Source organism: Aquitalea pelogenes, from assembly GCF_041914625.1.
In the GTDB taxonomy this organism is placed as follows: Bacteria; Pseudomonadota; Gammaproteobacteria; order Burkholderiales; family Chromobacteriaceae; genus Aquitalea; species Aquitalea pelogenes.
Window position 1 is genome coordinate 19,699 of the sequence record NZ_JAYSDA010000026.1, and the last position, 24,937, is coordinate 44,635.

Genomic DNA, 24,937 nt, shown 5'->3' on the forward strand with positions numbered 1-24,937 from the left:
TGATTTTGACGAGCGTGGCTGCTTCATTGCATGATGACTGCCAGCTAATAAGGACAGCCCTCCGGGCGCAAAGGAGATGTGGTGCAACGCGATTATATGGAATACGACGTGGTGATCGTCGGCGGCGGCCCTGCCGGGCTGTCTGCCGCGATTCGCCTGAAGCAAGTGGCCGAACAGAACGGCCAGGAAATCAGTGTCTGTCTGCTGGAAAAAGGCTCGGAAATCGGCGCACATATCCTGTCCGGTGCCGTGATCGAAACCGGGGCGCTTTCCGAGCTGATCCCGGACTGGAAAGAAAAAGGTGCACCGCTGAATACCCCGGCGCTGTCCGACCGTTTCCTCTACCTGACGGAAACCGAGTCCATCCAGCTGCCGACCCCGCCGCAGATGCACAATCACGGCAATTACATTGTCAGCCTGGGTAACTTCTGCCGCTGGCTGGGCGAGCAGGCCGAAGCCCTGGGCGTGGAAATCTACCCCGGTTTTGCCGCCGCAGAAGTGCTCTACCATGCCGACGGCTCGGTCAAGGGCGTGGCCACTGGTGCCATGGGTACCGGCAAGAATGGCGACCAGCCGGGCGAACCCGGCATGGAGCTGTGGGCAAAACAGACCATTTTTGCCGAAGGCTGTCGCGGCTCGCTCACCAAGATGCTGTTCGAGCGCTTTGGCCTGCGTGACGGCGCCGACCCGCAAACCTACGGCATCGGCATCAAGGAGTTGTGGGAAGTCAAACCGGAAAATCACAAGCCCGGCACCATCACCCACACCGTGGGCTGGCCGGTGGACACCGCCACTTACGGCGGTTCCTTCATGTACCACCTGGAAGACAATCAGGTGGTGGTGGGTTATGTGGTGGGGCTGGATTACACCAACCCCTACCTGTCGCCGTTCGAGGAATTCCAGCGCTTCAAGACCCACCCGGCCATCAAGGGTGTGTTCGAGGGTGGCCGTCGTCTGAGCTATGGCGCGCGCGCCTTGACCGAAGGCGGCATCCAGAGTCTGCCCAAGCTCACCTTCCCCGGTGGCTTGCTGGTGGGCGACACCGCCGGCTTCCTCAATGTGCCCAAGATCAAGGGCACGCACACCGCGATGAAGTCCGCCATCCTGGCGGCCGATGCCGTGTTTGCCTTGCTGCATGCCAATCCGGAAGCCCAGGGGCTGGAAGCAAGCGCTTACTCAGCCAGCTTCAAGCAAAGCTGGCTGCACGAAGAACTGCACCAGGTGCGCAATATCCGCCCGTCCTTCCGCTGGGGCCTGTGGCCGGCCATGATCTATTCGGCCATCGACACCTTCCTGTTCCGTGGCAAGGCCCCGTGGACGCTGCGTCACAAGCATGCCGACCACGAAGCGCTGCGCCCGGCCAGCGAATGCACGCGCATTGACTATCCCAAGCCGGACGGGGTGCTGACCTTCGACCGCCTGTCCTCGGTGTTCATTTCCAACACCAATCACAGCGAAGACCAGCCGCCACACCTGAAGCTGAAAGATGCCAGCGTGCCGATCAGCTTCAACCTGGCCAAGTATGATGCACCCGAGCAGCGTTACTGCCCGGCCGGTGTGTATGAAATCGTCGGTCAGGAAGAAGGCAGCCCGCGCCTGCAAATCAATGCGCAGAACTGCGTGCATTGCAAAACCTGTGATATCAAGGACCCCAGCCAGAACATCAACTGGTGCACCCCGGAAGGTGGTGGCGGTCCCAACTATCCCAATATGTAAGCAGCGCGCAGTATTGCTGTTGCAAAAACCCGGCCAAGGCCGGGTTTTTTTGTGCAATGCAACGATTTCTTGCATTCCGCCTTGACAGCCCACTGCCCTTGTTGGCAGGATGGTCGACATGATTACTTTTTCCGCAGTCTTTAACGCCTATTTTTATTGGTACCGCACATCACGGCGGCTCCAAGGGGCGTCTCTGCAGCAGTAAAAAGTAACAGAGAACGAACAAACCCGAACAATGCCGCCGCGGTCAATCCGGCGGCATTTGTTATTTCCAGACAAAGCAGGCGCCGGACCCACCCAGGCAAGCAGACTGGAGATCCAGGTCATGAATGAAGTCAGTGATGCAAGGCAGATCGCCCGAGAAAGCGCCAATCTGGTGCTGGACGGCGCCGTATGGTCCGTAACCCTGTTGACCGATGGTGAGGCCCTGGCCAATACCGTGGCACCACAAACGGACAGCCTGTATCACACCCTGCAACAGCACGACCAGACCGCGGCCACCCCGGTGCTGGAGACCCTGCTGCCGGACATCCGCGCCCTGGCCATGTTGCTGTCTTCGCTGCGTAGCAAAAGCACCTGTTCCCCTAGCCGCTTTGCCGATGAAGCCGACTGGCTGGCTGCCCGTATTGCCGTCCTTGCCTTGAGCCATGTCGCCGTTACCTTGCCGGAGCTGAGCCTGCTGGACGAAGCCAACCGCCGCCTGCGGATGCTGTCTGACCAGCTGCACATGACGCTGCCAACGGCCGCACCGGTTTTGTTGACTGCGCCCCAGCGTAATCCGGGCATGTTGCAGGGCTGGAGCCGCCAGCGCATGAGCGGCATGGTCGGTGTGGCGCACGGCATGCAATCCCTGTTCATGGCATCGCGTCTGGCGGCCCAGCAATGCCGCGACCGTCTGCACCCGCTGTGGCAGCGCCTGCAGGCCCCGGCCAGCAACTGAAAGACAAGTATGGATTTATTCACCCGCGAAGATGAGCGCCGGCTGAACAACCTCACCCTGCTGGTGTATATCCTGCAAGGCATTAGCCTGTTTACCGGGTTGCCCATGGTGGTGGCGGTGATCATCAATTATCTCAAGCGCGATGATTGTCGCGGAACGCTGTACGAAAGCCATTTTGACTGGCAGATCCGCACCTTCTGGTTCTGCCTGCTGGGCAGCGTATTGGGCTATGCACTGCTGTGGCTATTTGTCGGCCTGGCCATTTGGGGCCTGATCTGGCTGTGGGGGCTGTACCGGGTATTGCGCGGCATTCTGGCCTTGAATGACGGCAAAGCACTGCCGCACTGAGCAAAAAAAGAAGGGCAACCAAGGCTGGCTGCCCGAAGAGGCCTTGAGCGCGAAAGCAGGCTACCGCCTGCTGCCATGTGCAAGCATGCATGGGCACGCTGCCTGCGCCAAAGAACCTACGTCGCTATCACTGAACTGACTTCGCATTGCGGTCGCAATCGGAACCGACCAGACCCCGGTAACGAATGGCCACCATGCTATCCCGTCCACGCCGGTTTTCGACAGAAAAATGACAACGGCACTTGTCGCAGGTCAAATCCGGCAACTCGACAATAAAAGTCCGACAAAACAAGGCTGTGGCGTAAAATGGCAGCCTTTGGCACAATGCGCCTCCTTCAGTCCGGTCTGAAAGCATGCAACAAGAAGATCTGCAGCGTCTGGTTACCACCGCAATGCCCTTTGGCAAACACCAGGGTGTACTGATTTGTGATTTGCCCGGCAATTACCTCAACTGGTTTGCCCGCGAGGGTTTTCCCAAGAGTGAGATCGGACGTCTGCTGCAATTGATGCAGGAGATAGACCACAATGGACTGAGTTATTTACTGGACCCGTTAAGAAAGCGTTAAAGCATGGCAATTCAATGGTTTCCCGGCCACATGAACAAGGCGCGCAAAGATGTGATGGAGCGCCTGAAAGAAATCGATGTGGTCATCGAAATGCTGGATGCGCGCTTGCCGGCGTCCAGCGCCAATCCGATGCTGGCGCGCATGGCCAAGGGCAAGCCGCGCCTGATGATCCTCAACAAGCAAGACCTGGCCGACCCCGCCATCACCAGCCAGTGGCTGGAATGGTATCGCGCCAAAAAGCAGACCCAGGCCATTGGCCTGGATGCCGGCGAGCGTGCGCCGTCGCAAAAGCTGGTGGCCGCCTGTCGCGAACTGGCACCCAACCGTGGCGGGCTGGACAAGCCGCTGCGTGTACTGATTTGCGGTATTCCCAATGTCGGCAAGTCCACGCTGATCAACAGCATGAGCAGCCGCAAGATAGCCAAGACCGGCAATATGCCTGGCGTCACCAAGAACGAGCAGCGCATTATCCTGGCCGATGACGTCGAGCTGTACGATACCCCCGGCATGCTGTGGCCCAAGATCGAAGTGGAAGAGGGTGGCTACAATCTGGCCGCCAGCGGTGCCGTTGGCCGCAATGCCATGGACGAGGAAGAAGTGTCGCTGGAGCTGCTCAAATACCTGCTGCAACACTATGTCCCTGAACTGACCGCCCGCTACAAGCTGGATGAGGTGGATGGCCTGCAGGACTGGCAGGTGCTGGAAATGATTGGCCGCAAGCGTGGTGCCATGCTGGGTGGCGGTCGCGTCAATATCCAGAAAGCAGCTGAAATCGTGCTGACCGATTTTCGCGATGGCAATACCGGTCGCATCACGCTGGAGCGTCCGCAAGAATGGGTGGTGTGGGAAAAACGCGCCAAGGAACTGGCGGCCCAGAAGGCTGCCGCCCGCGAGGCCATGCTCAGCGAAAAGGAAAAGCGCAAGCACGCATCGCGCAACAGCTGATTTCTGCTACAGGCTCAAACCCCTTCGGTTTGAGCCTGCTCATCCTGATTCTTCCTGTTCTTGCTACCGGCTATTGCCGGTGAGCGCCGTCCCTGAAATGGTGCTCGCCAATCAGGCGAGTTCACATCTGTTTGTTTTCAATATCAATCCCTTGCTGACCATTCCTGCCTGATTTGCAGTCAGTCCGTTTGCGCATGGCTGCTCTGGGCTTGGCAGATAGGCCAGTAGCATACGATTTGATCCCTCTCTACCTTGCAGGACTGTTTCGTCCGCTTGTTCCTGTTCGATGCTTGTGCGCTGTCGGCCCGGAGCAATAGTCCAATCAGCTGGCTGGAGGTGGCAAGGTGAACAGTACGCATAAACCGGTTTCCCGCAAACGACAGATTCTTGCCGCCGTTATCGGTAATACGCTGGAGTGGTATGACTTCATTGTCTACGGCTTCATGACCAGCATCATTTCCAAACTGTTCTTCCCGGCGGATGGCAATGAATTCATTTCCCTGCTGATGGCAACCGCCACCTTCGGGGTCGGTTTCTTCATGCGGCCAGTCGGTGGGGTGCTGCTGGGCATTTATGCCGACCGCAAGGGCCGCAAGGCTGCCATGCAGCTGATCATGGCCATCATGGCGCTGGTTTCGCTGCTGATCGCCTGCGCGCCACCCTATGCAGCAATCGGTATTGCCGCACCCTTTCTCATCGTGCTGGCCCGTTTGCTGCAGGGCTTTGCCACCGGAGGGGAATACGCCAGCGCAACGGCATTTCTGGTTGAAGCGGCTCCACCGCATCAGCGTGGCTTGTATGGTTCCTGGCAACTGGTCGGGCAGATGCTGGCCATTCTGGGAGGGGCAGGAATGGGGGCCTTGATCACCCACAATCTGGATCAGGGCCAATTAGAGAACTGGGGCTGGCGGCTGCCTTTTGTCGTGGGGCTGCTGATTGCCCCGGTGGGCTTGTGGATACGCCGCTACATGGATGAAACCGAGGCATTCGTCGATGCCGCACAAGCCGAGGTCAGCGATGAAGCCCCCAGCATGCCGGCTGCCTTGCAGCAGAATCGTCGTCAGATCCTGCTCACCATCGGACTCACCATCCCCGGAACCGCTGCCTTCTATGTATTGCTGGTGAACATGCCGGCTTATGTGCATCGCCAATTCGGCTTGCCGCTGGATCAGGTATTTTCCATTCAGATGCTGGTTGTCGCCTGGATGACATTGCTGATTCCGCTGTCTGGCGCCCTGTCCGACCGCATCGGGCGTCGCCCATTGCTGCTGTGGCCCTATGTCGGCTTGCTGCTGGCCGTTTATCCCGGTTTTGCCTGGTTGGCAGCCGCGCCCGGCATAGAGCGTTTGTTGATGGTTCAGTTGCTGTTTTGCACCTTGCTGGGCTTGAGCTTTGGCCCGGCACCCACGGCGGTTTCGGAGTTATTTCCGGTCAAGGTGCGTTCTACCGGGGTTTCCATCGGCTACAACCTGGCCGTGATGCTCTTTGGCGGATTTGCGCCATTCATCGTTACCTGGCTGTCCGGTGCCACCGGTTCACCCATTGCCCCTGTTTACTATCTGTTGTTTTCCACTGCCTTGGGTGTGGTGGCCTGCTACTACCTGCCAAAAGCAGAGGCCGGGACGCAGCCACGGCCAGACGCTATTCCTGTCGGCCAGCATCCGTCCTGACACTGCGTGTGCGAGGCCCATCCGGCATATCGGGCTGTAGCGCGATCATGGCGTTGCGCTGTTTGCTATTCGCAGTTGATGTGTAGCCCTCGGTCGTTGCTTTCTGCGGTTTAACTGCATTTGCATCTATCTTTCAGGAGTTTTCATGCTGGCCAGTACATCCTCTCTCAATCCGATCGTGGCGCTGGATGCATTGGAGTTGTCACGTGCCATCCATCAGCGGCACTATTCCTGCGTCGAGGTCATGCAGGCTTATCTGTCCCATATCGCCTTGCTCAATCCCCGGGTCAACGCGCTGGTGTCCTTGCAGGATGAAGAGGACTTGCTGCAACAGGCTGCACACTGTGATGCCGAACTGCATGCCGGCAAGTCGCGCGGCTGGATGCACGGCATGCCACAAGCCATCAAGGACCTGTCCGCCACGCAGGGCATTCCCACCACCATGGGTTCGCGCTTGTATCAGAATCATGTCCCTGCTGCGGACAGCATCATGGTGGCGCGCATGCGTAGCGCTGGTGCCATTGTCATCGGCAAGAGCAATACGCCCGAGTTCGGTGCCGGTTCGCATACTTATAATGCGGTGTTTGGTGCCACTGGTAATGCCTACGATCCCGGTCGCTGCGCCGGAGGCAGTAGTGGTGGCGCTGCGGTAGCCCTGGCCTTGCGCATGCTGCCCGTGGCCGATGGCAGTGACATGATGGGTTCCCTGCGAAATCCTGCGGCATTCAACAATGTATTCGGCTTTCGCCCCAGCTGGGGCGCGGTGCCACTGGGCCCGTCCCCGGAGTTGTTCTTGCAGCAGCTGGCTACCGAAGGTCCGATGGGACGCAATGTTCCGGACATTCTTGCCTTGTTACGCACCCAGATGGGGCCTGATCCGCGCGCACCGCTGTCCTCCGCCCGGACCTTGCCCGAGCAATCGCTGGAGCATGATTTCCGTGCTTGTCGCCTGGGCTGGCTGGGAGACTGGAATGGTTATTTGCCGATAGAACACGGTGTGTTGTCGCAATGCGAGTCTGTGCTGCCCGATTTCGCTGCGCTGGGTTGTTCCGTGGAGGCCTGCACCATCGATTTTGACCCATCCAGCTTGTGGGAAAGCTGGGAGGTGCACCGCCACTGGCAGATGGCTGGCAGCCTGTATGCCGATTATCAGGACCCGGCACGCCGTTGCCAGCTCAAGCCTGAATTGCTGTGGGAGATAGAAGGCGGTTTGCAGTTGACTGCGCTGGATGTCTACCGTGCATCCCGTATTCGCAGCGACTGGTATCGTGCCGTGCTGCGTATGTTCGAGAGCTACGACTTCCTGCTCTTGCCCAGTGCCCAGGTTTACCCCTTCGCACTGGAACAGCATTGGCCACGGATGATTGCCGGGCGGGCGATGAGTAGCTATCACCGCTGGATGGAGGTGGTGATTGGTCCCACCATGGCTGGTTTGCCGGTGATGAATGTACCGGTCGGCTTTGGCAGTCAGGGTTTGCCCATGGGCTTGCAGATCATCGGGCGGCCGCATGCCGACATGGCGGTGTTGCAACTGGCACATGCCTACGACCAGCAGCGGCAGTGGGTGCAGCGTTGTCATCCACCACTATTGCAGCAGTCGGCAGGCGCTGTCTGAGCGTACATTTGCTGGGCAAGAAAAAACCCGCCGTAGCGGGTTTTTTCCTTATGAGATTAGTTGCTGCTTACTGAGCCTTGACAGCTTCGATGGCCACTTTCAGGGTCACGTCGTCAGCAATGGCCGGCAGGAAGGTTTTCATGCCGAAATCGCTACGCTTGATGGTGGTTTCTGCGTTGGCACCATAGGTTTCCTGGCCGCTCATCGGGTTCTTGCCGCCGCCGAAGTTGGTAACGGTCAGGGTAACCGGCTTGGTTACGCCCAGAATGGTCAGGTTGCCATTCACGGCAGTCAGCTTGTCACCGGCAAACTTCAGGTCGGTAGACTTGAAGGTGATGGTGGGGAACTGGGCCACGTTGAAGAAATCCTTGCTCTTCAGGTGGTTGTCACGGGCGGCCAGGTAGGTTTGCAGGGAGTTGGTATCGATGGTGATATCAACAGCACCCTTCTTGGCTTCGGTATCCAGCACTACGGTGCCGGCGGCCTTGGTGAACACACCGGACTGTACCGAGAAACCCAGGTGGCGCACATCGTACTGGGCCACGGTGTGGGTCGGATCAACGCTATAGCTTACCGGAGCTGCAACGGCAGCACCTGCAATGGCAGAGAACACGGCAGCGAACAGGGCTTTCTTCATCATGACTTCAACTCTCCTGAGTGTTTATTTGCTGGCCGGAATGGCCACTTTGAACTTGATTTGCACTTCATCAGCCACTGTGCCGGTATCGGCCCAGTCGCCCTCACCAATCTTGTAAGCCAGGCGCGAAACCGGCAGTACACCTTCCACCACGGTCAGGCCACCTTCCTGGCGTGCGGTGAATGGCGCAGTCACATCACGGGTATTGCCCTTGATGGTCAGCTTGCCCGCCACCTGCAATTTGCCACCACCCAGCGGCTTGATGCTGCTGCTGACAAAGCGCGCAGTGGGGAATTTGGCCACATTGAACCAGTCGGCTTTTTTGGCCTCGCCCACGGCTTCTGCAGTGGGCAGGTTGATGCTGGCCGTGTCGATGGTGATGTCCGCCTTGCCTGCTTCAGGTTTTTTCAGGTCCAGCACCACATTGCCGCTGAACTTCTTGAAGCTGCCGTTCACCGGAACATTCAGCTGTTTCATGGTGAAGTTGATCTGGCTCTTGCCGGCATCCAGTGCGGCGGCCTGGGTCAGCGGGGCGGCAACAATCAGGGCTGCTGCCATCAGTTTCAGTTGTTGCATGCGCATTCTTGCTCCAGTTAACGGGTTTATTGACGGGGGCCGCGCAGGCTCATGCGATAGAGCATGCCGTCCTTGTCCACCACATGATGTTTCACTGCTGCCAGTACATGGCCGACCACACAGGCTGCCATGAGCCAGTTAAGGGTTTCATGCACGGTTTTCAGCGTGGCGGCCAGTTGTTCGTTCTGGGCTACCAGATCCGGCAATGGCACCAGTTTGAACAGCACCACCGGGAAACCATAGGCGGAGCTCATCAGCCAGCCAGTCAGCGGTACGGCAAACATCAGCAGGTAGAGAGCCAGGTGACCGCCGTGTGCCAGCAAACGTTCCATGCTGTTCATATGGGCCGGCAGTGCCGGTGGCCGCTTGAACAAACGAACCAGTAGCCGCACTGCAACCAGGGCCAGAACCGAGATGCCAGCCCATTTGTGCCAGGCGATATATTTGAACTTGGCCGGAGAGAGCGGCATGTCGGATACCACCAGCCCCCAGATGAAGGTGGCAATGATCAGGCCGGCAATCAGCCAGTGCAGCAAAATGGCTGGCGGCGCGTAGCGTTCATTCGGTTTCATTTTTCTTTTGCTCCAGTACTTGGTTGAAGGCTGCACGCAAGCGGGCCAGCTGCTGGCAAAGCTCAGTCATGTCGGCAGGCTCCAGCAAATCAAATGCAGGCTTCATGAATGCAAGATGAGCTGGAAAAACCTGCTGGAACAAAGCCTCGCCTTGCGCTGTCAGAGCCACCATCACGCTGCGGCGGTCCTGCTCCAGCGTGCAGCGAGTGACGATGCCCTTGTCGATCAAGCGGTCAATGACACCCGTCAGCGTGCCCTTGGTAATCAGCGTCTTTTCCGACAGCTCCTTGCAGCTCATCCCGGGTGTATTCCCCAAGGTCGCCACAACGTCAAATTGTGGCGGGGTGAGATCCATCTGCCGGATATGAAAGGCCGATAATTGTTCGAATGCCTGGTAAGTCCGGGCCAATTCACGAATGACAGACAGGGACAGCTCCTTGTTGGCATGAGGCATGATGCAACCTTTGTTTTGATCAGTATAGTTCTTGTTAGTACAAAATAACAAGCCATTCGAGAATAATTCTCGTCGTAGCAACAAAAACGCCACAGCTGTATCCCGGCGCAGATTGACTGTACTAAACGAAAATAATTCCTGCTGGCTGTCGGCAAGGAAAAGAAATCGCTATTCTGAATACTATCCGTTTGTGTGCAATCGGTTTAACACCCTACAACCCGGCAGCAACATCATGAACACTCTGCAGGATCGTTTTGGCCGCAGTATCGATTATCTCCGCCTGTCAGTGACCGACCGTTGCGACTTGCGCTGCAGTTATTGCATTCCCAAAGGATTCAAGGACTTCGAAGAGCCGGAGCACTGGCTGACCTTTGAGGAAATCACCCGCGTGGTGGCCGCGTTTGTCCGTCTGGGTACGCGTCGGGTCCGCCTGACCGGTGGCGAGCCCCTGTTGCGGCGCAACCTGCCGCAGCTGGCGGCCAGCCTGGCTGCGCTGCCCGGGCTGCAGGACCTCTCGCTCAGTACCAATGCCACCCAGCTTGCGCGTCATGCCGAGTCCTTGCATGCGGCAGGAGTCAACCGGGTGAATGTCAGTCTGGATTCCTTGCGCCGCGAATGCGTCAACAGCATCACCGGTCACGACAGTCTGCCGCAGGTCATGGCTGGCCTGCAGGCTGCCAAGGCGGCGGGCCTCTCTCCGATCAAGATCAATATGGTCGCCATGAAAGGTGTCAATGAGGCCGATATTGAAACCATGGTCGGTTTCTGTATCGAGCACGGCTTTATCCTGCGGCTGATAGAAGCCATGCCGATGGGTGATACCGGTCGCAACACCAGTTACCTGGATTTGCAGCCCGTGCTGGAGCAACTGCGCCAGCGCTTTGACCTGCTACCGCAAAGCCTGGAGCTGGGTGGCGGTCCTGCCCGCTATTGGCGCAGTACCGATGGCGCTTTCACCCTGGGGGTGATTACACCGATATCCCAGCACTTCTGTGCAACTTGCAATCGGGTACGGCTGTCAGTAGATGGCACACTCTATATGTGCCTTGGCCAGGAAGAACGCTTCGCACTGCGCCCGCTGTTACGGGCAGGGATCAGCGATGCCGGACTGGAAATGGCTATCCGGGAGGCGATCGAACTGAAACCCGAGCGCCACGAATTCCGCGAAAAGCCGGGCAAACTCATCCGTATCATGTCGATGACCGGCGGTTAAGCGCACAAACGCTGCAAGTTTGCGCCAGACATAGCCTGCACGGGCCCGCTTTCGTTATACTATTGGCAAATTATTCGCCTTAACGCGGACGGCCTAATGAGCGAATTGCAGATTGGTGTATTGATATTGGGCGTGGCAGTGATTGCCCTGGTGTTCGGATTCAATGTTTTTCAAGAGTGGCGCTTTCGCAAGAAGGCCAGCCAGGCTTTTGCGCGCCCTCATGACGACGTACTGCTGAATGTCCCTAAAAACAATGTGCGTGACGGTGTGCGTGCCGACCGCATGGAACCGGTGCTGGCTGACAGCGTGCATGTTCCGGCGGCATACGACGACGAGCCATTCGAGCCGGAAATTCCGGAAGATACCAGCCTGATCATGCCCGCAGCGGTCGAACGGCCGGTGCCGCAGCCCGAACCCATGCCCTTGCCCGCGCGTGATGACGAAGAGAACAGTGGTTTCGAATCGGCCGATCACCAGGCACTGGTCGCAGCCTTGCTTGACCCCTCGCTGGACTTCATCGCCGAGGTGGTATTCCACGAGCCGCACGAACTGGCCGCCATGCCGCGTTTCAATGTCGGCAAGCGCACCCACATCATCGGCCGCACCGAAAAGGGCTTGTGGAAACCGGCCGAAGCAGTGCCGGGTACCCGCTACAAGCAGATCAACATCGGCATGCAGATGGTGGACCGCAGCGGTGCTGTCACCGAACCGGAACTGGCCGGCTTTTGCCAGCAGGTTTCCCGCTTTGCCGAAGAACACGATGCAGCCGTCAGCTTCCCGCAACGCCAGCAGAAGCTGGTGGCCGCGCGCGAGCTGGACCGCTTCTGCGCCGATGTGGACGTGCTGATCGGCATCAACGTGGTGCCACGCGTGGCGGTGGAAGGCACCCGCCTGCGCAGCTTCGTCGAGGCCGGTGGCCTGCAGCTGGAGCCGGATGGCGCATTCCACTATCTGGCCGACTCCGGCAATACCCTGTATTCGCTGATGGCGGCAGACCAGATGCCCTTCACCTTCCATACCCTGCTGGACAAATCCTTCCCGGCGCTCACCCTGTTGTTTGACGTGCCGCGCGTAGCCGGTGGGGTGGATGTATTCGACCGCGCCGTGCTGTTTGCCAAGCAACTGGCGGCGGAGTTTGATGCCCAGCTGGTGGATGACAACCGCCGCGTGCTGTCCGATGTGGGGCTGGCCCGCATCCGTGACCAACTGGTCCATATTTACAGCAGCATGGATGACCGGGGCATTGCGCCGGGCAGCGTGGCTGCCCTCAGGTTGTTTGCCTGATACCCATTGCACGCAGGCCGGCTCATGCCGGCCTTTTTCTGTTTGAGACCACGAGATGAGTACCAACGATCTTGTTGCCCGTGCCAGCGACTTGCGTCAACTGCTGACGCGCTATGGCCACGAATACTATGTGCTGGATGCCCCCAGCGTCCCGGATGCCGAATACGACCGGCTGTTCCGTGAACTGCAAGCGCTGGAAGACGCCCATCCGGAACTGAAAACCCTGGACTCACCCACCTTGCGGGTGGGTGGTGCGCCCTTGCCGGCATTCGGCCAGGTCACCCACCGCGTGCCCATGCTGTCGCTGGGTAATGCCTTTTCCGACATGCAGGCCGCTGACTTTGACCTGCGCCATGCCGAGCTGATCCAGTTTGACGAGCGTATCCGCCGCGAGCTGGGCGAACCGGTCATCCGCTATGCCACCGAGCCCAAGTTTGACGGTCTGGCCATCAGCCTGCTGTACCGTGACGGCGTGCTGGAGCAGGCAGCAACCCGCGGCGACGGGATTACCGGCGAAAACGTGACGGAAAACATCCGCACCATTCAGTCCATTCCCCTGAAACTGGCCATCAGTCAGCCACCGGCCTTGCTGGAGGTGCGTGGTGAAGTGCTGATGTTCAAACGGGACTTCGAACGCCTGAATGCCGAGCAACTGGCCCGTGGCGACAAGACCTTTGCCAACCCGCGCAATGCGGCAGCAGGTAGTCTGCGCCAGCTGGATTCCCGCATCACCGCCCAGCGTCGTCTGTCTTTTTTCGCCTATGCCATCGCCCAGGTGGAAGGTGCCAGCTGGCCCGCCACACATGCCGCAGAAATGGACTGGCTGCAGCAGCTGGGCTTTCCGGTGGTGGCGGTAGACTTGCGACCGGTGGTGGAAGGTGCGGCAGGCCTGGCCAGCTATTACGAAACGGTCATGCAGCACCGTCCGGCGCTGCCGTTCGAAATCGACGGCGTGGTGTACAAGGTGGATAGCCGCGCCTTGCAAGAGGAACTGGGCTTTGTGTCGCGCGCGCCGCGCTGGGCCATTGCCCACAAATTCCCGGCCGAAGAGGCCATCACCCTGGTGGAAGCCATCGAAGAGCAAGTGGGGCGCACCGGTGCCATCACCCCGGTAGCACGCCTGCAACCGGTGTTTGTCGGCGGGGTGACCGTCACCAACGCCACCTTGCACAACGAAGACGAAGTGCGGCGCAAGGATGTACGCGTTGGTGACAGCGTCATCGTGCGCCGGGCCGGTGATGTGATTCCCGAAGTGGTGGCCGTGGTGCTGGAGCGCCGCCCGATGCGCCCGCAAGCCGGTGGCGACCTGTTCAGTCAGGGTGAAGAACCGCAGTATCCGGCCTATCGTCTGCCCAGCCATTGCCCGGTATGCGGTAGCCATGTGGTACGCGAGGAAGGCGAGGCGGTGGCTCGCTGCTCGGGCGGGCTATCCTGCCGGGCGCAGCGCAGCCAGGCCATCCAGCATTTTGCCGGTCGCCGCATGATGGATATCGACGGACTGGGCGAGCGTTACATCGACAAGCTGGTGGAGTATGGCTATGTGCACAGCGTGGCGGACCTGTACCGCCTGACGCTGGATGATCTGCTGGAAATGAAACGCCGGGCCGATGAAGACGAAGGCGTGACGCCAGAAACGGTGAAAGCCGGCAAGGTTGCCAGCAAATGGGCAGAAAACCTGCTGGAGGCTATTGCTGCCAGTCGCACCCCGCCGCTGGCGCGTTTGCTGTTTGCACTGGGCATCCGCCATGTCGGGGAATCCACCGCCAAGACGCTGGCCGACTGGTTGGGCTCCGTGGCGCTGATCCGGCGCGCGCCCGCCGCCCTGTTTGCTGCGCTGCCCGATATTGGCGGTGTGGTGGCGCAATCGCTGGCCGACTTTTTTGCCGAAGCCAATAACGAAGCGGCACTGGATGCCCTGTTGCAGTATGTCAGCCCGGCCGACGAGCACGCCCCGTCTGCCAAACTCGCAGAGCGGCTGGAACCGGCTGTCCTGCTGGCCAGGCTGGACATTCCACGGCTGACCGAGGTGCGCAGCCAGCAACTGGCGGCCCAGGTCAGTGGGCTGGAGCAACTGGCGCGCATGGAAAGACGTCAGCTCTTGCTGTTGCAATTGCCGGCCGAAGTCATCAACGCGCTGGCCGACTGGCTGGATGTCCCGGCCCAGCGCAGCGGCCTGCAAGCACTATCTGCCTTGCGCGACGAGATTCTGGCGCAATTGCCATCCGAGACGGCAGCTGCCCATCCGCTGTTTGACGGCAAAACCTTTGTCCTCACCGGCACCCTGCCCACATTGTCACGCGATGCGGCCAAGGCGCTGATTGAGGCTGCCGGTGGCAAGGTGGCGGGTAGCGTATCGAAAAAGACCCATTTCGTGGTGGCGGGGGCCGAAGCCGGCAGCAAACTGGCCAAGGCTGAAGAGCTGGGCATTGCCATTCTGGATGAAGCCGGCCTGCAAGCCATGTTGCAGCAAACCGCGGACTGAAAGGGACATCATGCGCGAAACGGCATTCGAGCGCGGCAACCGTCTGGCGGCAGCCGATCAGCAAGAGCAGGCCATTGCCGCCTTCAGTAGCTGTCTGCAGCACAATCCGCAGGACTGGCAGGCCTTGTTCAACCGCGGCACGGCCCATATGCGGCTGAAACAATACCCGCAGGCGCTGGAGGATTATCTGGCTGCCGCTGGTCTGAATCCGTCCTCCAGCAATATCAAGTGCAATCTGGCGGTGCTGCTGAAGGAACTGGGTGAGCTGACCCTGGCGGAAAACCTGCTGCTGGAAGTGTTGCAGGCCGAGCCGCAGCATGCCGAGGCCTGGAGCAATCTGGGCGTGGTGCTGCAATACGCGCTGCGTTACGACGATGCCGTGGTCTGCCACCAGAATGCCTTGCAACTGGCCGGCCCCAGTGGCGGACGGCTGAACAATCTGGGCAATGCCCTGACCTGCGCCTTGCGGCTGGATGAAGCGGTGAGTGCCTATCGTCAGGGTCTGGAACTGCAGCCGGGCGATGCTTACCTCGGTTTCAACCTGTCGGTGGCCTTGCTGTTGCAAGGTGAGTACCGCGCAGCCTGGCCGCTGTACGAACAGCGCTGGCGCACCATCATGCAGCCGCGTTACCGCGAACATGCCTGGCAAGGCCAGCCGCTGGGCGAGCAGCACTTGCTGGTGTGGGCCGAACAAGGGCTGGGCGATACCCTGCAAATGGCACGCTTCCTGCCCGTGTTGCGCCAGCAGCACCCGGCAGCCCGCATTACGCTGGCCTGCCAGACGGCCTGCCTGCGCCTGTTCGGGCAGCTGGAGGGCATTGACCTGGTGCCGCTGGAAGATACCCCGCCAGCCTACGACTGGCAGATTCCGCTGATGTCCTTGCCGCTGCGGCTGGATGTCACCCTGGATACCTTGTCCGACCAAGCCTATCTGCGGGCAGACCCTGCGCTGTGTGCCGCGCAGGAGCAGCATTTGCCAGCCAGACAGGCTGGCCGCCTGCGGGTGGGCATAGTCTGGGAAACCGGCAGCTGGGGCGTGGGCATTGCCGATCATGGCCGTCAGAACAAATCGGTGCCGCTTGCGCAGTTCCTGCCCTTGCTGGACATGCCGCAGGTGGATTTTGTCTCGCTGCAACTGGGCGCGCTGCCGGATGAATTGCAAGGACGTGTCCATGCCGCGCAGATCGGCGATTTCGCCGATACCGCCGCCATTATCGAACAGCTGGATCTGGTGATCAGCGTCGACACCTCGGTGGTGCACCTGGCCGGAGCGTTGGGCAAGCCGGTGTGGGTGTTGATGCGGGCGGAAAGCGCACCGTTTTTCATGGCCAGTGCAGAAGTGTCACCCTGGTATGCCAGCATGCGTATCTGTCGTCAGCAGATACCGGGCGACTGGCCGCCACTGATTGACAGCGTGGCAAAAACGCTGCGTCAGTGGCACCCCTGTTGAGTTGTTGTTTGGAGCGGCGTGCAAGTCAGGTATAGAATGCGCGCCAGTCAGAAATATTTTCAATTGAAGACTTTTTACGACGATGAAAAAAATCAGCAAGGCTGTATTCCCGGTTGCCGGTCTTGGCACCCGTTTTTTGCCGGCAACCAAGGCCAGTCCGAAAGAAATGCTGCCAGTGGTGGACAAACCACTGATCCAGTATGCGGTGGAAGAGGCCATTGCCGCCGGTATTACCGAACTGATTTTCATCACCGGTCGTAACAAGCGCTCCATCGAAGACCATTTCGACAAGGCCTACGAGCTGGAAACCGAGCTGGAAAACAAGAACAAGCAGAAGCTGCTGGACACGGTGCGCGGCATCATTCCGCCGTCGGTCAGCTGCATCTACATCCGTCAGTCCGAGGCACTGGGCCTGGGGCATGCGGTACTGTGCGCCCGCCCGGTGGTGGGGGACGAGCCGTTTGCCGTGATTCTGGCGGACGACCTGATTGATGGCGAAGTCGGTGCCATGGAGCAAATGGTCAGCCTGTTCGATACCACCCACAGCTCGGTGCTGGGCGTGGAAACCGTGGCGCGCGAAGAAACCGGCTCTTACGGCATTGTGGAAGTCAGCAGCCAGCCGCATGGCCGACAGCGCGTGGTCAGCATTGTGGAAAAGCCGCATCCGGATGTGGCACCGTCAAATCTGGCCGTGGTGGGGCGTTACATCCTCACCCCGCGCATTTTCGACAAATTGCTGAATACCACGCCGGGTGCCGGTGGTGAAATCCAGCTGACCGACGGTATTGCCGCCTTGCTGAAAGAAGAAGCAGTACTGGCGCTGCCGTTCAAGGGAACCCGCTTCGATTGCGGTTCCAAGCTCGGTTATCTGAAAGCCACGGTCAGCTACGGTCTGAAGCACCATGAAGTAGCAAAAGATTTCTCGGCTTATCTGCAAGAACTGCAGGGCTGATCCATTATTAACCATCACGCCGCTCCAGCGACGGAGCGGCGTTTGCATTTTCTCTAGGAGCCAACATGCCTAACATTGCCGAAGCCCGCGGCCTGATCAACAGTTCGGACATTCTGTTCACTGCCGAACAAGTGAGCGCAGCCGTCGATCGCATGGCAGAAGAAATCACTGCCAAGCTGGGTGAAACCTACCCGCTGGTGCTGTCCGTGATGGGCGGTGCCGTGGTGTTTACCGGTCAGCTGCTGCCGCGTCTGAACTTCCCGCTGGATTTCGACTATGTGCACGTATCCCGCTATGGCGACAAGACCCATGGCGGCGAACTGGTTTGGAAACAGGCTCCGAAAGAAGATGTACAGGACCGCGTGGTACTGGTACTGGATGACATCCTGGATGAAGGCCACACCATGGCAGCCATCCGCGACAAGGTGATGGGCATGGGCGCCAAGGAGTTCTACAGCGGCGTGTTTGCCAACAAGCTGATCCCCAAGGACAAGCCGATTGCTGCTGACTTTGTCGGCCTGGATGTGCCGGACCGTTATGTATTCGGTTATGGCATGGACGTACGCGGTGCCTGGCGTAACCTGCCGGCCATCCATGCGTTGAAGTAATAAGCCATACGCCAGATCGGCCAGAAAGCCGCCCGCAGCCTGACTGCCGGCGGCTTTTTTCATGCCAGGCGGCCCGGTCAGGGCGCTTGCAGCGAGAAGGTAATGGGGACTTGCAGGCTGGACTCGATCGCCACCCCATCCTGCCGTGCCGGAATGAAGCGCCAGTCGGCCACGGCTTGCCGGGCGGCTTCGTCCAGACGACGGCTGTGGCTGTGGCCGATCACTTCCACTTGCAGCGCACGCCCCTCGGCACTGACCCTGACCTGCAGGATCACCCGGCCTTGCTCGCCCAGTTCGCGCGAGCGTTCCGGATAAGGTGGTTCGGGGTTATGCAGATAGGCCGAGCGGTACAGCGCAGGCTGATGCATGCTTGCCCCGCTGCTTGCGGGTTTGGCGTTGCTGCCCTCACCAGTATTGGTCATGGTGCTGCCTGGTGCCGCGCTGACTGTTGCTGCCGGGTTGGCAGTGGCCGCCGGATGCGGGCTGCTGTCGGCCACAGGCTGCACCTGCGTGTTGGCTGGTGCCGTCATCGTGGCATGAGCACTGTGGCTTGTGCTGTGCAGCGGGGACTGGCTGGCTGCTGCACGAGTTCTTGCCTTGGTGGCTGTCGGGGCGGGAGCGGCTTGTAATTGCAATGGCAAGGCGGCGGGCAGCGGCGGTGGTGTGTGCAGCAGGGCAGGGGCCAGCCCGAACAACAATGTGCCATGCAGCAGACAGGACAACAGCAAGGCGGTGGACAGCCTGGAGCAGGGCAGAAAGATGACAGGCTTCACGGTTGGTCTTTGGGGCTCAGCAACGCATGCTGGCGCGTGGGCGGGCGTATTGCCACCATGCTACCGCCATCGAAACCAGATAAAAAGCCAGAAACAGCAAAAATGCCGGAACAAAGCTGGCAAACCAGTCCAGCGCATTGCCAAACGCTTTGGGAATGAAAAAGCCGCCCAGCGTGGCCGATACCGAGCTGATGCTCATGGCGGCAACGCCACGGCGGCCACCGCGCGCATAGGCATCGGCCACGCTTTCGCCGCTATCCCTGGCCTGCCGTCCGGCCTCGATCAGGAATACCTTGGGCGATAGCTGATAGGACGAGCCATTGCCCACGCCGGCGGCAAAGAAAATCAGCTGCATGGATACCAGAAACAGGCTGAAGCTGCCGCCATCGCTGTCGCCCGGCAGGCTGAACAGAATGCCCAGCGTGGCCAGTGCCATCACCAGATTGCACATCAGCGTGGTGATGCCGCCGCCGATGCGGTCGCCGCACCAGCCGCCAATCGGGCGGGCCAGCGCGCAGATCATCGGCCCCAGAAACAGATAGGGCGTGGCATTCACCTGCGGGAACAGGGCATGGGCCAGCAGTGGAAAGGCAGCGGAAAAGCCGATGAAAGTGCCATAGCTGCTGAGGTAAAGCAGGCAGATATACCAGGTATGGCGTTCTTTCATCATCAGCCACTGGTCGTGCAGGGTCAGCCGCAGCTTGGGCAGGTCGTGTGCATACAAGAGGCAAAACATGCTCATCAGCAGAATCGGCAGAATCCAGATATAGCCTGCATTTTGCAGCCACACCGGGTGCACCTGTGCGCCACGCCCCCAGATTTGCGCATCGCCGGCCAGACTGCCGAACAGCGGCACGCTGATCACCAGCGGCACCACGATCTGCACCACCGACACGCCAAGATTGCCCATGCCCGCATTCAGTCCCATGGCAAAACCCTTGGACGATTTGGGGAAGAAAAAGCTGGTGTTGGACAAGTGGGACGAGGACGCTGCACCGCCAATGCCGCAGCAGGCCGCCACCAGCAATAGCAGCGGAAAGGGCGCACTGATGTCCTGTACCAGCCAGCCGACGCCAAGCGCCGGAATCAGCAGGAACAGGGTGGAAATGCCCAGCCAGGTGCCGCCGCCTACCCAGCTCCAGATGCAGGCATAAAACAGGCGCATGATGGCACCCACCAGAGGCGGAATGGAGACCAGCAGAAACTGCTGCTGACCGGTCATGGCAAAGCCCACTGCCGGCAGATTGCTGACGACAATGCTCCACATCATCCAGACGTTGAAGTTCAGATGCAGGGCCAGAGTGGAAAGCAGCAGATTGCGGTTGGCAATCCTGCGGCCACGGGTCAGCCAGAAAATGATGTTTTCCGGCTCCCAGCGCTTGATGCTGACGGTCATGCCAGAGGTCTCGCAGAAGTCAAAAGGCGCGTCGTTGCAACGCAAGTCGCGCAGTATGAACGTGACAGTCAGAGGATAAATTGCGATGCATCAACCGGGCTACGCTGAAACTTGCGTAGATGCGTCATGCAATTTCGCGCATCTTCAGGGCTTCCACGATATCCACTGCCACGATGCGGCTGACCCCCTGTTCCTGCATGGTTACCCCCACCAGTTGCTCGGCCATTTCCATGGTGAGGCGGTTGTGTGAAATATAGAGGAACTGGGTGCGTTCCGACATTTGCTTGACCAGATCGCAAAAACGGCTGGTGTTGGCGTCATCCAGCGGAGCATCCACTTCGTCCAGCAGGCAGAATGGTGCCGGATTGAGCGAGAACAGCGAGAACACCAGGCTCATGGCGGTCAGCGCCTTTTCGCCACCGGACAGCAGGTGGATGGTGCTGTTTTTCTTGCCCGGCGGTTGCGCGATGATTTGCACCCCGGCATCCAGCAAGTCCTCGCCGGTAAGTACCAGCTCGGCACGGCCTCCGCCAAACAGGGTGGGGAAGAACTCGCGCATCTTGGCGTTTACCGCCTCGTAAGTGCCCTGCAGCATCTGGCGGGTTTCGCCGTCGATCTTCTGGATGGCTTCTTCCAGCGTGGCCATGGCCTGGTTCAGGTCCTCGGCCTGGTTGGCCAGGTATTCGCCGCGCTTGCGCGCTTCTTCCAGCTCTTCCAGTGCCGCCAGATTGACTGCGCCCAGTCCTTCCAGTGCACGGGCCAGGCGGGCGATTTCCGCAGCCAGCGCATTGGGCTTGATGGCGTCGGTCAGGTCGGCCAGCAAGGCGGCTTCATCCGCCTGGGCTTCCTTCAGTTCTTCGGCAAAGCGTTCCATCGCCAGCCGCGCTTCCTGATGCTTGAGCAGCCAGTCGGAGCGCGCCTCGCGCAGTGCCGGCAGGGCGGCATTGGTATCGTGCTGGCGCTGGGTGAGCTGGCGCAGTTGCTCGGTCAGGCCGTTCAGCCGGTCGCGGGTGGCTGCGAGGGCGGCCTCGTGCCGGGTACGCAGTTCGATGGCCTGTTGCATGGCCTCTTCCGGCACGGTTTCTTCTACCACTTCGGCTTCTTCGGCAAGGGTTTCCAGCCGCTCGGCCAGTTGCTGGTCGCGCTCGTCCAGTTCGCGGGCGCGGCGGGCCAGTTCGGCGGTCTTTTGTTCGGCGGTGTGCAGTTCCAGGCGGATTTCATGCAGCTGGCGTTCGGCATCGCGGGTTTTGTTGCGCGCCAGTTGCAGGCCGGTTTCGGCATTCAGCCGGTCCAGCCGTACTTCTTCCAGCTGTACCGCCAGCTCCTCCAGCGTCATGGTGGCTTCTTCGCCCTGCAGCTCGCTCTCTTCGATGTCCAGCTGGGCTTGCTGGCGTTCTTCCTGCAAGCGTTGTTGCTCGGCATGGATGAAGGACAGGCGGGCGGCACCTTGCCGCGCGGCCTGATCCAGCTTGACGTGCTCCAGCGTCACCGCGTTGAGTTCGGCTTCCAGCCGGGTGAGTGCACCTTTTTGTGCGCGTACTGCCTCGGCCAGCATGCCGTTCATGCTTTGCAGCGACTCGCGGCGCTTCTGCAGGCGGTCGATATCCGGTTGCAGTTGCTGCTGGCGAGCCTGGGCGGCTTCCAGCTGCTGCTTGCGCTCCATCAGTCCGCTGCCACTGGCTGCACTGTAAAAGCACACGCTGCTGGCGCTGACCCGATGGCCCTGCGGGGTGAGCAGGCATTCGCCGGCGCGCAGCTGGCCACGACGGCTGATGGCCTGTGCCAGGTCATCGGCCAGGTAGACGCCTGCCAGCCAGTCTTGCAGTGCGGCGTCAAAGGGTGCGCTGGCGGTCAGTTGATCCAGCAGCCGCGGCCAGTCCTGAGCCGGGCTGTGCAAGGGAGCGGCCTGACCATCCACCAGGGTCAGTGCGGCGGGTGGAATGTGCTGGCTGGAGGCGGCACGGGCATTGAGCCGTTCGCCCAGCACTGCTTCCAGCGCGGTTTGCCACTGTGGCGCAACCTGTACTGCCTGCCACAGCTGCGGGACATCGGCCAGGCCTTGCTCGTGCAGCCAGTCGCCCAGTTTTTCTCCGGCAGCTTCGCGTGCCAGCACGGCCGCCAGCGCGGCGACTTCGGCTTCGGCGCGCGCCAGTTCGGCACGTTGCTGCGCCAGTTGTTCATCCAGCTTTTCGCGCTCGGCAGCCAGATCGGCCAGCTTGGCTTCATCGGCCACCACGCGGGCGCGCACAGCGTCCAGTGCGGCGCGGGCGCGCTCGACTTCGGCCTGGGCGGCGGCTTGCTGGTCCTGGTCGGGCAGGTTCAGTTCGGTCAGCTCGCGTTGCAGGGCTTGCTGGCGGCTGGCCAGCTGTTCCAGCGTGCGGCGCTGGTGTTCGCCCTTTTGCCGGGCCAGATCGCGTTCGCGGGTGAGGTTGGCTTGCTGTGCCAGCATTTGTGCTTGCAACTGGTCCTTGGCGCGGAATTCGGCTTCGGCACTGGGCAGCAGGTCGGCACCGTCTTCCAGTGCCATCTGGGCTTCTTCCAGCCGCATTTGTGCTTCTTCGCGCCGTGGCAACCATTCGTCCAGCTCCATGGCGGCCTGCTGGCGACTTTCCGCCAGTTGCTGGCGCTCATTGCGGGCGCTGGCCAGTTCGCGCTCTACCCGTACCTGGTTTTGCTGGCGATGGCGTTGTTGTTCTTCCAGCCGGGCCAGCGCGGCATTGGCTTCAAACAGTTGCTGCTGGGCTTCGTGCACCGCGTCGCTTGCGGCGTAGTGGCTTTCCCGCACGGTTTCCAGCTCGGTGTCCAGATGGGTGAGTGCCGCTTCCATGGCGGCTTCTTCGGTTTCGATGCGCGACAGTTCGGCGCGGGCATGGGCTTCGTTGCGGCCGGCTTCTTCGCGCCTTGCCAGTGCCAGCAGGTTCTGCTTGTGGGTCAGGGTGCCGCGCAGGTCGTGGTACTGGGCGGCTACTTCGGCCTGTTCGCTCAGGCGCTCTACCTGGCGTTCCAGTTCCTGGCGCAGGTCTTCGATGCGTTCCAGATTGGCGCGGGTATCGGCAATGCGGTGTTCGGTTTCGCGGCGGCGTTCCTTGTATTTGGACACCCCGGCGGCTTCTTCCAGATAGGCACGCAGTTCTTCCGGCCGCGCTTCGATGATGCGCGAGATCATGCCTTGTTCGATCACCGCATAGCCACGCGCACCCACGCCGGTGCCGAGGAACAGGTCGGTAATGTCGCGGCGGCGCACCTGCTGGTTGTTGATGTAGTAGCTGGATTCGCCTTGGCGGGTCAGTACGCGCTTGATGGCGACTTCGGCATATTGCCCCCACGGGCCGGTAAGCTGGCCGTCGGCATTGTCGAACACCAGTTCCACCGAGGCGCGGCTGACAGGTTTGCGGGTGGAGGAACCGTTGAAAATCACGTCCTGCATCGACTCGCCGCGCAGCTGCTTGGCGCTGGATTCGCCCAGCACCCAGCGCACCGCGTCAATCACATTGGATTTGCCACAGCCATTGGGGCCGATCACGGCTACCAGCTGGCCGGGGACCGGAATGCTGGTGGGATCGACAAATGACTTGAAGCCGGACAGTTTGACGTGGGTGAGGCGCAAGGCGTTCTCGCAAGAATTAAGAAGCAACCGCGGCATTTTATCAGGGTGGCGGCTTTTGTTTGCTTTTGCTGCAAGACAAGGGTGCGGCTGCTGTTGTGGCGTAGCAGAACTTTTGTCAGAAGTGTTGTGCCATAATGCCCCCATGGAACCGTTATCGCTCACCGATCACTTTCTGATTGCCATGCCCAATATGGCCGACCCGCTGTTTGTCCGCTCGCTGGTGTACCTGTGCGAGCATGGCGACCACGGGGCGATGGGCCTGATTGTCAACAAGCCCTCGGGCATTGCCATGGCACAGTTGTTCGACCAGATCGACCTGCCGCTGGAGATCGACCCCTTGCGTGGCGAGTCGGTGTTCTTCGGCGGTCCGGTGCAGCCGGATCGCGGCTTCGTGCTGCATGCGCCGGCGGGGCATTGGCAGTCCAGCCTGGTGGTGAAGGACGACCTGGCGCTCACTACTTCCAAGGATGTGCTGATTGCCGTGTCTGAAGGGCGTGGCCCCCAGCGCATGTTGCTGACCCTGGGTTATGCCGGCTGGTCGGCCGGGCAGCTGGAGCAGGAAATCAGCGACAACAGCTGGCTGACGGTGAAGGCTGATCCGGACATCCTGTTTGACCTTCCTGCCGAGTCGCGTTACGACGCCGCCATGGCCTTGCTGGGTTTCGACCCGTCCCTGCTGTCCGGAGATGTCGGCCATGCCTGAGGGAACGGTACTGGCTTTTGATTTTGGCGAACGTCGTATCGGTGTGGCCATGGGCGAAACCATGCTGGGCATTGCCCATCCGCTGCTCACCATTGATACCGAGATCACCGACGCGCGCTTTGCCGCCATCGGCAAGCTGATCGACGAATGGCATCCTGCCCAGCTGGTGGTGGGCCTGCCCATGCATCAGGACGATACCGAACACCAGATGACCCAGCTGGCACGGCGCTTTGCCAACCGGCTCAAAGGGCGTTTTGGCCTGCCGGTGTGGCTGGTGGACGAGCGGCTGACCTCGGTGATTGCCGAATCCATGCTGGCCGAGGCCGGCGTGCGTGGCCGCAAGCAAAAACCGGCGCTGGACCAGGTTGCTGCCCAGGCCATTCTCACCACCTGGTTTGAAAGTCACGGTACCGCCGTCTGAACCTGTCCA

General features: G+C 60.3%; 22 protein-coding genes. 15 read left to right on the forward strand and 7 right to left on the reverse strand.

Annotated features, from left to right (window positions below):
- Window positions 1–96 precede the first annotated feature (96 nt).
- From ACE3SE_RS17500 to ACE3SE_RS17530, 7 genes are all read left to right on the forward strand, one after another.
- Window positions 97–1,716 (forward strand): electron transfer flavoprotein-ubiquinone oxidoreductase, encoded by a 1,620-nt coding sequence (locus ACE3SE_RS17500; RefSeq protein WP_374557228.1) that lies wholly within the window; start codon window positions 97–99, stop codon window positions 1,714–1,716.
- Window positions 1,717–2,041: 325 nt separating this feature from the next.
- Window positions 2,042–2,656, forward strand: coding sequence for a hypothetical protein (locus ACE3SE_RS17505; protein ID WP_374557174.1), 615 nt, complete (start codon window positions 2,042–2,044; stop codon window positions 2,654–2,656).
- A gap of 9 nt (window positions 2,657–2,665) precedes the next feature.
- Window positions 2,666–3,004, forward strand: a complete 339-nt coding sequence (locus ACE3SE_RS17510; RefSeq protein WP_374557176.1) for a DUF4870 family protein — start codon at window positions 2,666–2,668, stop codon at window positions 3,002–3,004.
- A 353-nt stretch (window positions 3,005–3,357) separates the two neighbouring features.
- Window positions 3,358–3,570: a DUF3820 family protein gene (locus ACE3SE_RS17515; protein WP_045846780.1), complete on the forward strand. Its 213-nt coding sequence runs from the start codon at window positions 3,358–3,360 to the stop codon at window positions 3,568–3,570.
- A 3-nt stretch (window positions 3,571–3,573) separates the two neighbouring features.
- On the forward strand, window positions 3,574–4,515 hold the full coding sequence (gene ylqF, locus ACE3SE_RS17520; RefSeq protein WP_045846781.1) for a ribosome biogenesis GTPase YlqF: 942 nt from the start codon (window positions 3,574–3,576) through the stop codon (window positions 4,513–4,515).
- A 344-nt stretch (window positions 4,516–4,859) separates the two neighbouring features.
- Window positions 4,860–6,185 (forward strand): MFS transporter, encoded by a 1,326-nt coding sequence (locus ACE3SE_RS17525; RefSeq protein ID WP_374557178.1) that lies wholly within the window; start codon window positions 4,860–4,862, stop codon window positions 6,183–6,185.
- Window positions 6,186–6,330: 145 nt separating this feature from the next.
- The gene (locus ACE3SE_RS17530) at window positions 6,331–7,800 is read left to right on the forward strand and encodes an amidase (RefSeq protein WP_374557180.1); all 1,470 of its coding nucleotides are present in this window, start codon (window positions 6,331–6,333) and stop codon (window positions 7,798–7,800) included.
- 67 nt (window positions 7,801–7,867) lie between these two features.
- Here the strand turns inward: ACE3SE_RS17530 and ACE3SE_RS17535 are convergent, their stop codons facing one another.
- The 4 genes from ACE3SE_RS17535 to ACE3SE_RS17550 are packed head-to-tail and all read right to left on the reverse strand — an operon-like array spanning window position 7,868 to window position 10,039.
- The gene (locus ACE3SE_RS17535) at window positions 7,868–8,440 is read right to left on the reverse strand and encodes a YceI family protein (RefSeq protein WP_045846784.1); all 573 of its coding nucleotides are present in this window, start codon (window positions 8,438–8,440) and stop codon (window positions 7,868–7,870) included.
- 21 nt (window positions 8,441–8,461) lie between these two features.
- A complete protein-coding gene (locus tag ACE3SE_RS17540; RefSeq protein WP_242673571.1) occupies window positions 8,462–9,013 on the reverse strand; it encodes a YceI family protein in 552 nt (183 codons plus the stop codon).
- A 26-nt stretch (window positions 9,014–9,039) separates the two neighbouring features.
- A complete protein-coding gene (locus ACE3SE_RS17545; protein ID WP_045846786.1) occupies window positions 9,040–9,585 on the reverse strand; it encodes a cytochrome b in 546 nt (181 codons plus the stop codon).
- Window positions 9,572–10,039 carry a MarR family winged helix-turn-helix transcriptional regulator gene (locus ACE3SE_RS17550; protein ID WP_374557183.1) on the reverse strand — a complete coding sequence of 156 codons (468 nt, stop codon included), beginning with the start codon at window positions 10,037–10,039 and terminating at the stop codon, window positions 9,572–9,574. The genes ACE3SE_RS17545 and ACE3SE_RS17550 overlap by 14 nt, the downstream gene beginning before the upstream one ends.
- 232 nt (window positions 10,040–10,271) lie before the next feature.
- On the opposite strand from ACE3SE_RS17550, the gene moaA reads away from it, so the two are divergent.
- The 6 genes from moaA (at window position 10,272) to ACE3SE_RS17580 (ending at window position 18,028) form a co-directional block, all read left to right on the forward strand.
- Window positions 10,272–11,252: a GTP 3',8-cyclase MoaA gene (gene moaA, locus ACE3SE_RS17555; protein ID WP_374557185.1), complete on the forward strand. Its 981-nt coding sequence runs from the start codon at window positions 10,272–10,274 to the stop codon at window positions 11,250–11,252.
- Window positions 11,253–11,348: 96 nt separating this feature from the next.
- The gene (locus ACE3SE_RS17560; protein ID WP_045846789.1) at window positions 11,349–12,536 is read left to right on the forward strand and encodes a cell division protein ZipA C-terminal FtsZ-binding domain-containing protein; all 1,188 of its coding nucleotides are present in this window, start codon (window positions 11,349–11,351) and stop codon (window positions 12,534–12,536) included.
- 55 nt (window positions 12,537–12,591) lie between these two features.
- Window positions 12,592–15,018 (forward strand): NAD-dependent DNA ligase LigA, encoded by a 2,427-nt coding sequence (gene ligA / locus ACE3SE_RS17565; protein ID WP_374557187.1) that lies wholly within the window; start codon window positions 12,592–12,594, stop codon window positions 15,016–15,018.
- A gap of 10 nt (window positions 15,019–15,028) precedes the next feature.
- Window positions 15,029–16,468, forward strand: coding sequence for a tetratricopeptide repeat protein (locus tag ACE3SE_RS17570; protein ID WP_374557189.1), 1,440 nt, complete (start codon window positions 15,029–15,031; stop codon window positions 16,466–16,468).
- 82 nt (window positions 16,469–16,550) lie between these two features.
- The gene (gene galU / locus ACE3SE_RS17575) at window positions 16,551–17,420 is read left to right on the forward strand and encodes a UTP--glucose-1-phosphate uridylyltransferase GalU (protein ID WP_045846792.1); all 870 of its coding nucleotides are present in this window, start codon (window positions 16,551–16,553) and stop codon (window positions 17,418–17,420) included.
- Window positions 17,421–17,485: 65 nt separating this feature from the next.
- Window positions 17,486–18,028 carry a hypoxanthine-guanine phosphoribosyltransferase gene (locus ACE3SE_RS17580; protein ID WP_045846793.1) on the forward strand — a complete coding sequence of 181 codons (543 nt, stop codon included), beginning with the start codon at window positions 17,486–17,488 and terminating at the stop codon, window positions 18,026–18,028.
- 77 nt (window positions 18,029–18,105) lie between these two features.
- Here the strand turns inward: ACE3SE_RS17580 and ACE3SE_RS17585 are convergent, their stop codons facing one another.
- The 3 genes from ACE3SE_RS17585 to smc form a co-directional block, all read right to left on the reverse strand.
- Complete coding sequence (locus ACE3SE_RS17585; RefSeq protein ID WP_374557191.1) at window positions 18,106–18,801, reverse strand: energy transducer TonB; 696 nt, start codon at window positions 18,799–18,801, stop codon at window positions 18,106–18,108.
- Window positions 18,802–18,817: 16 nt separating this feature from the next.
- Window positions 18,818–20,197, reverse strand: a complete 1,380-nt coding sequence (locus ACE3SE_RS17590; protein WP_062786541.1) for an MFS transporter — start codon at window positions 20,195–20,197, stop codon at window positions 18,818–18,820.
- Window positions 20,198–20,321: 124 nt separating this feature from the next.
- Entirely contained in the window at window positions 20,322–23,948 is a 3,627-nt protein-coding gene (smc, locus tag ACE3SE_RS17595) for a chromosome segregation protein SMC (RefSeq protein ID WP_445290655.1), read from the reverse strand.
- Between smc and ACE3SE_RS17600 the strand changes: the two genes are divergently transcribed.
- Both ACE3SE_RS17600 and ruvX read left to right on the forward strand, forming a co-directional pair.
- Window positions 23,947–24,507 carry a YqgE/AlgH family protein gene (locus ACE3SE_RS17600; protein WP_374557195.1) on the forward strand — a complete coding sequence of 187 codons (561 nt, stop codon included), beginning with the start codon at window positions 23,947–23,949 and terminating at the stop codon, window positions 24,505–24,507. The two genes, smc and ACE3SE_RS17600, sit on opposite strands and share 2 nt — an antisense overlap.
- The gene (gene ruvX / locus ACE3SE_RS17605; RefSeq protein ID WP_199102432.1) at window positions 24,491–24,928 is read left to right on the forward strand and encodes a Holliday junction resolvase RuvX; all 438 of its coding nucleotides are present in this window, start codon (window positions 24,491–24,493) and stop codon (window positions 24,926–24,928) included. Before ACE3SE_RS17600 ends, ruvX begins: the two co-directional genes overlap by 17 nt.
- Window positions 24,929–24,937 lie beyond the last annotated feature (9 nt).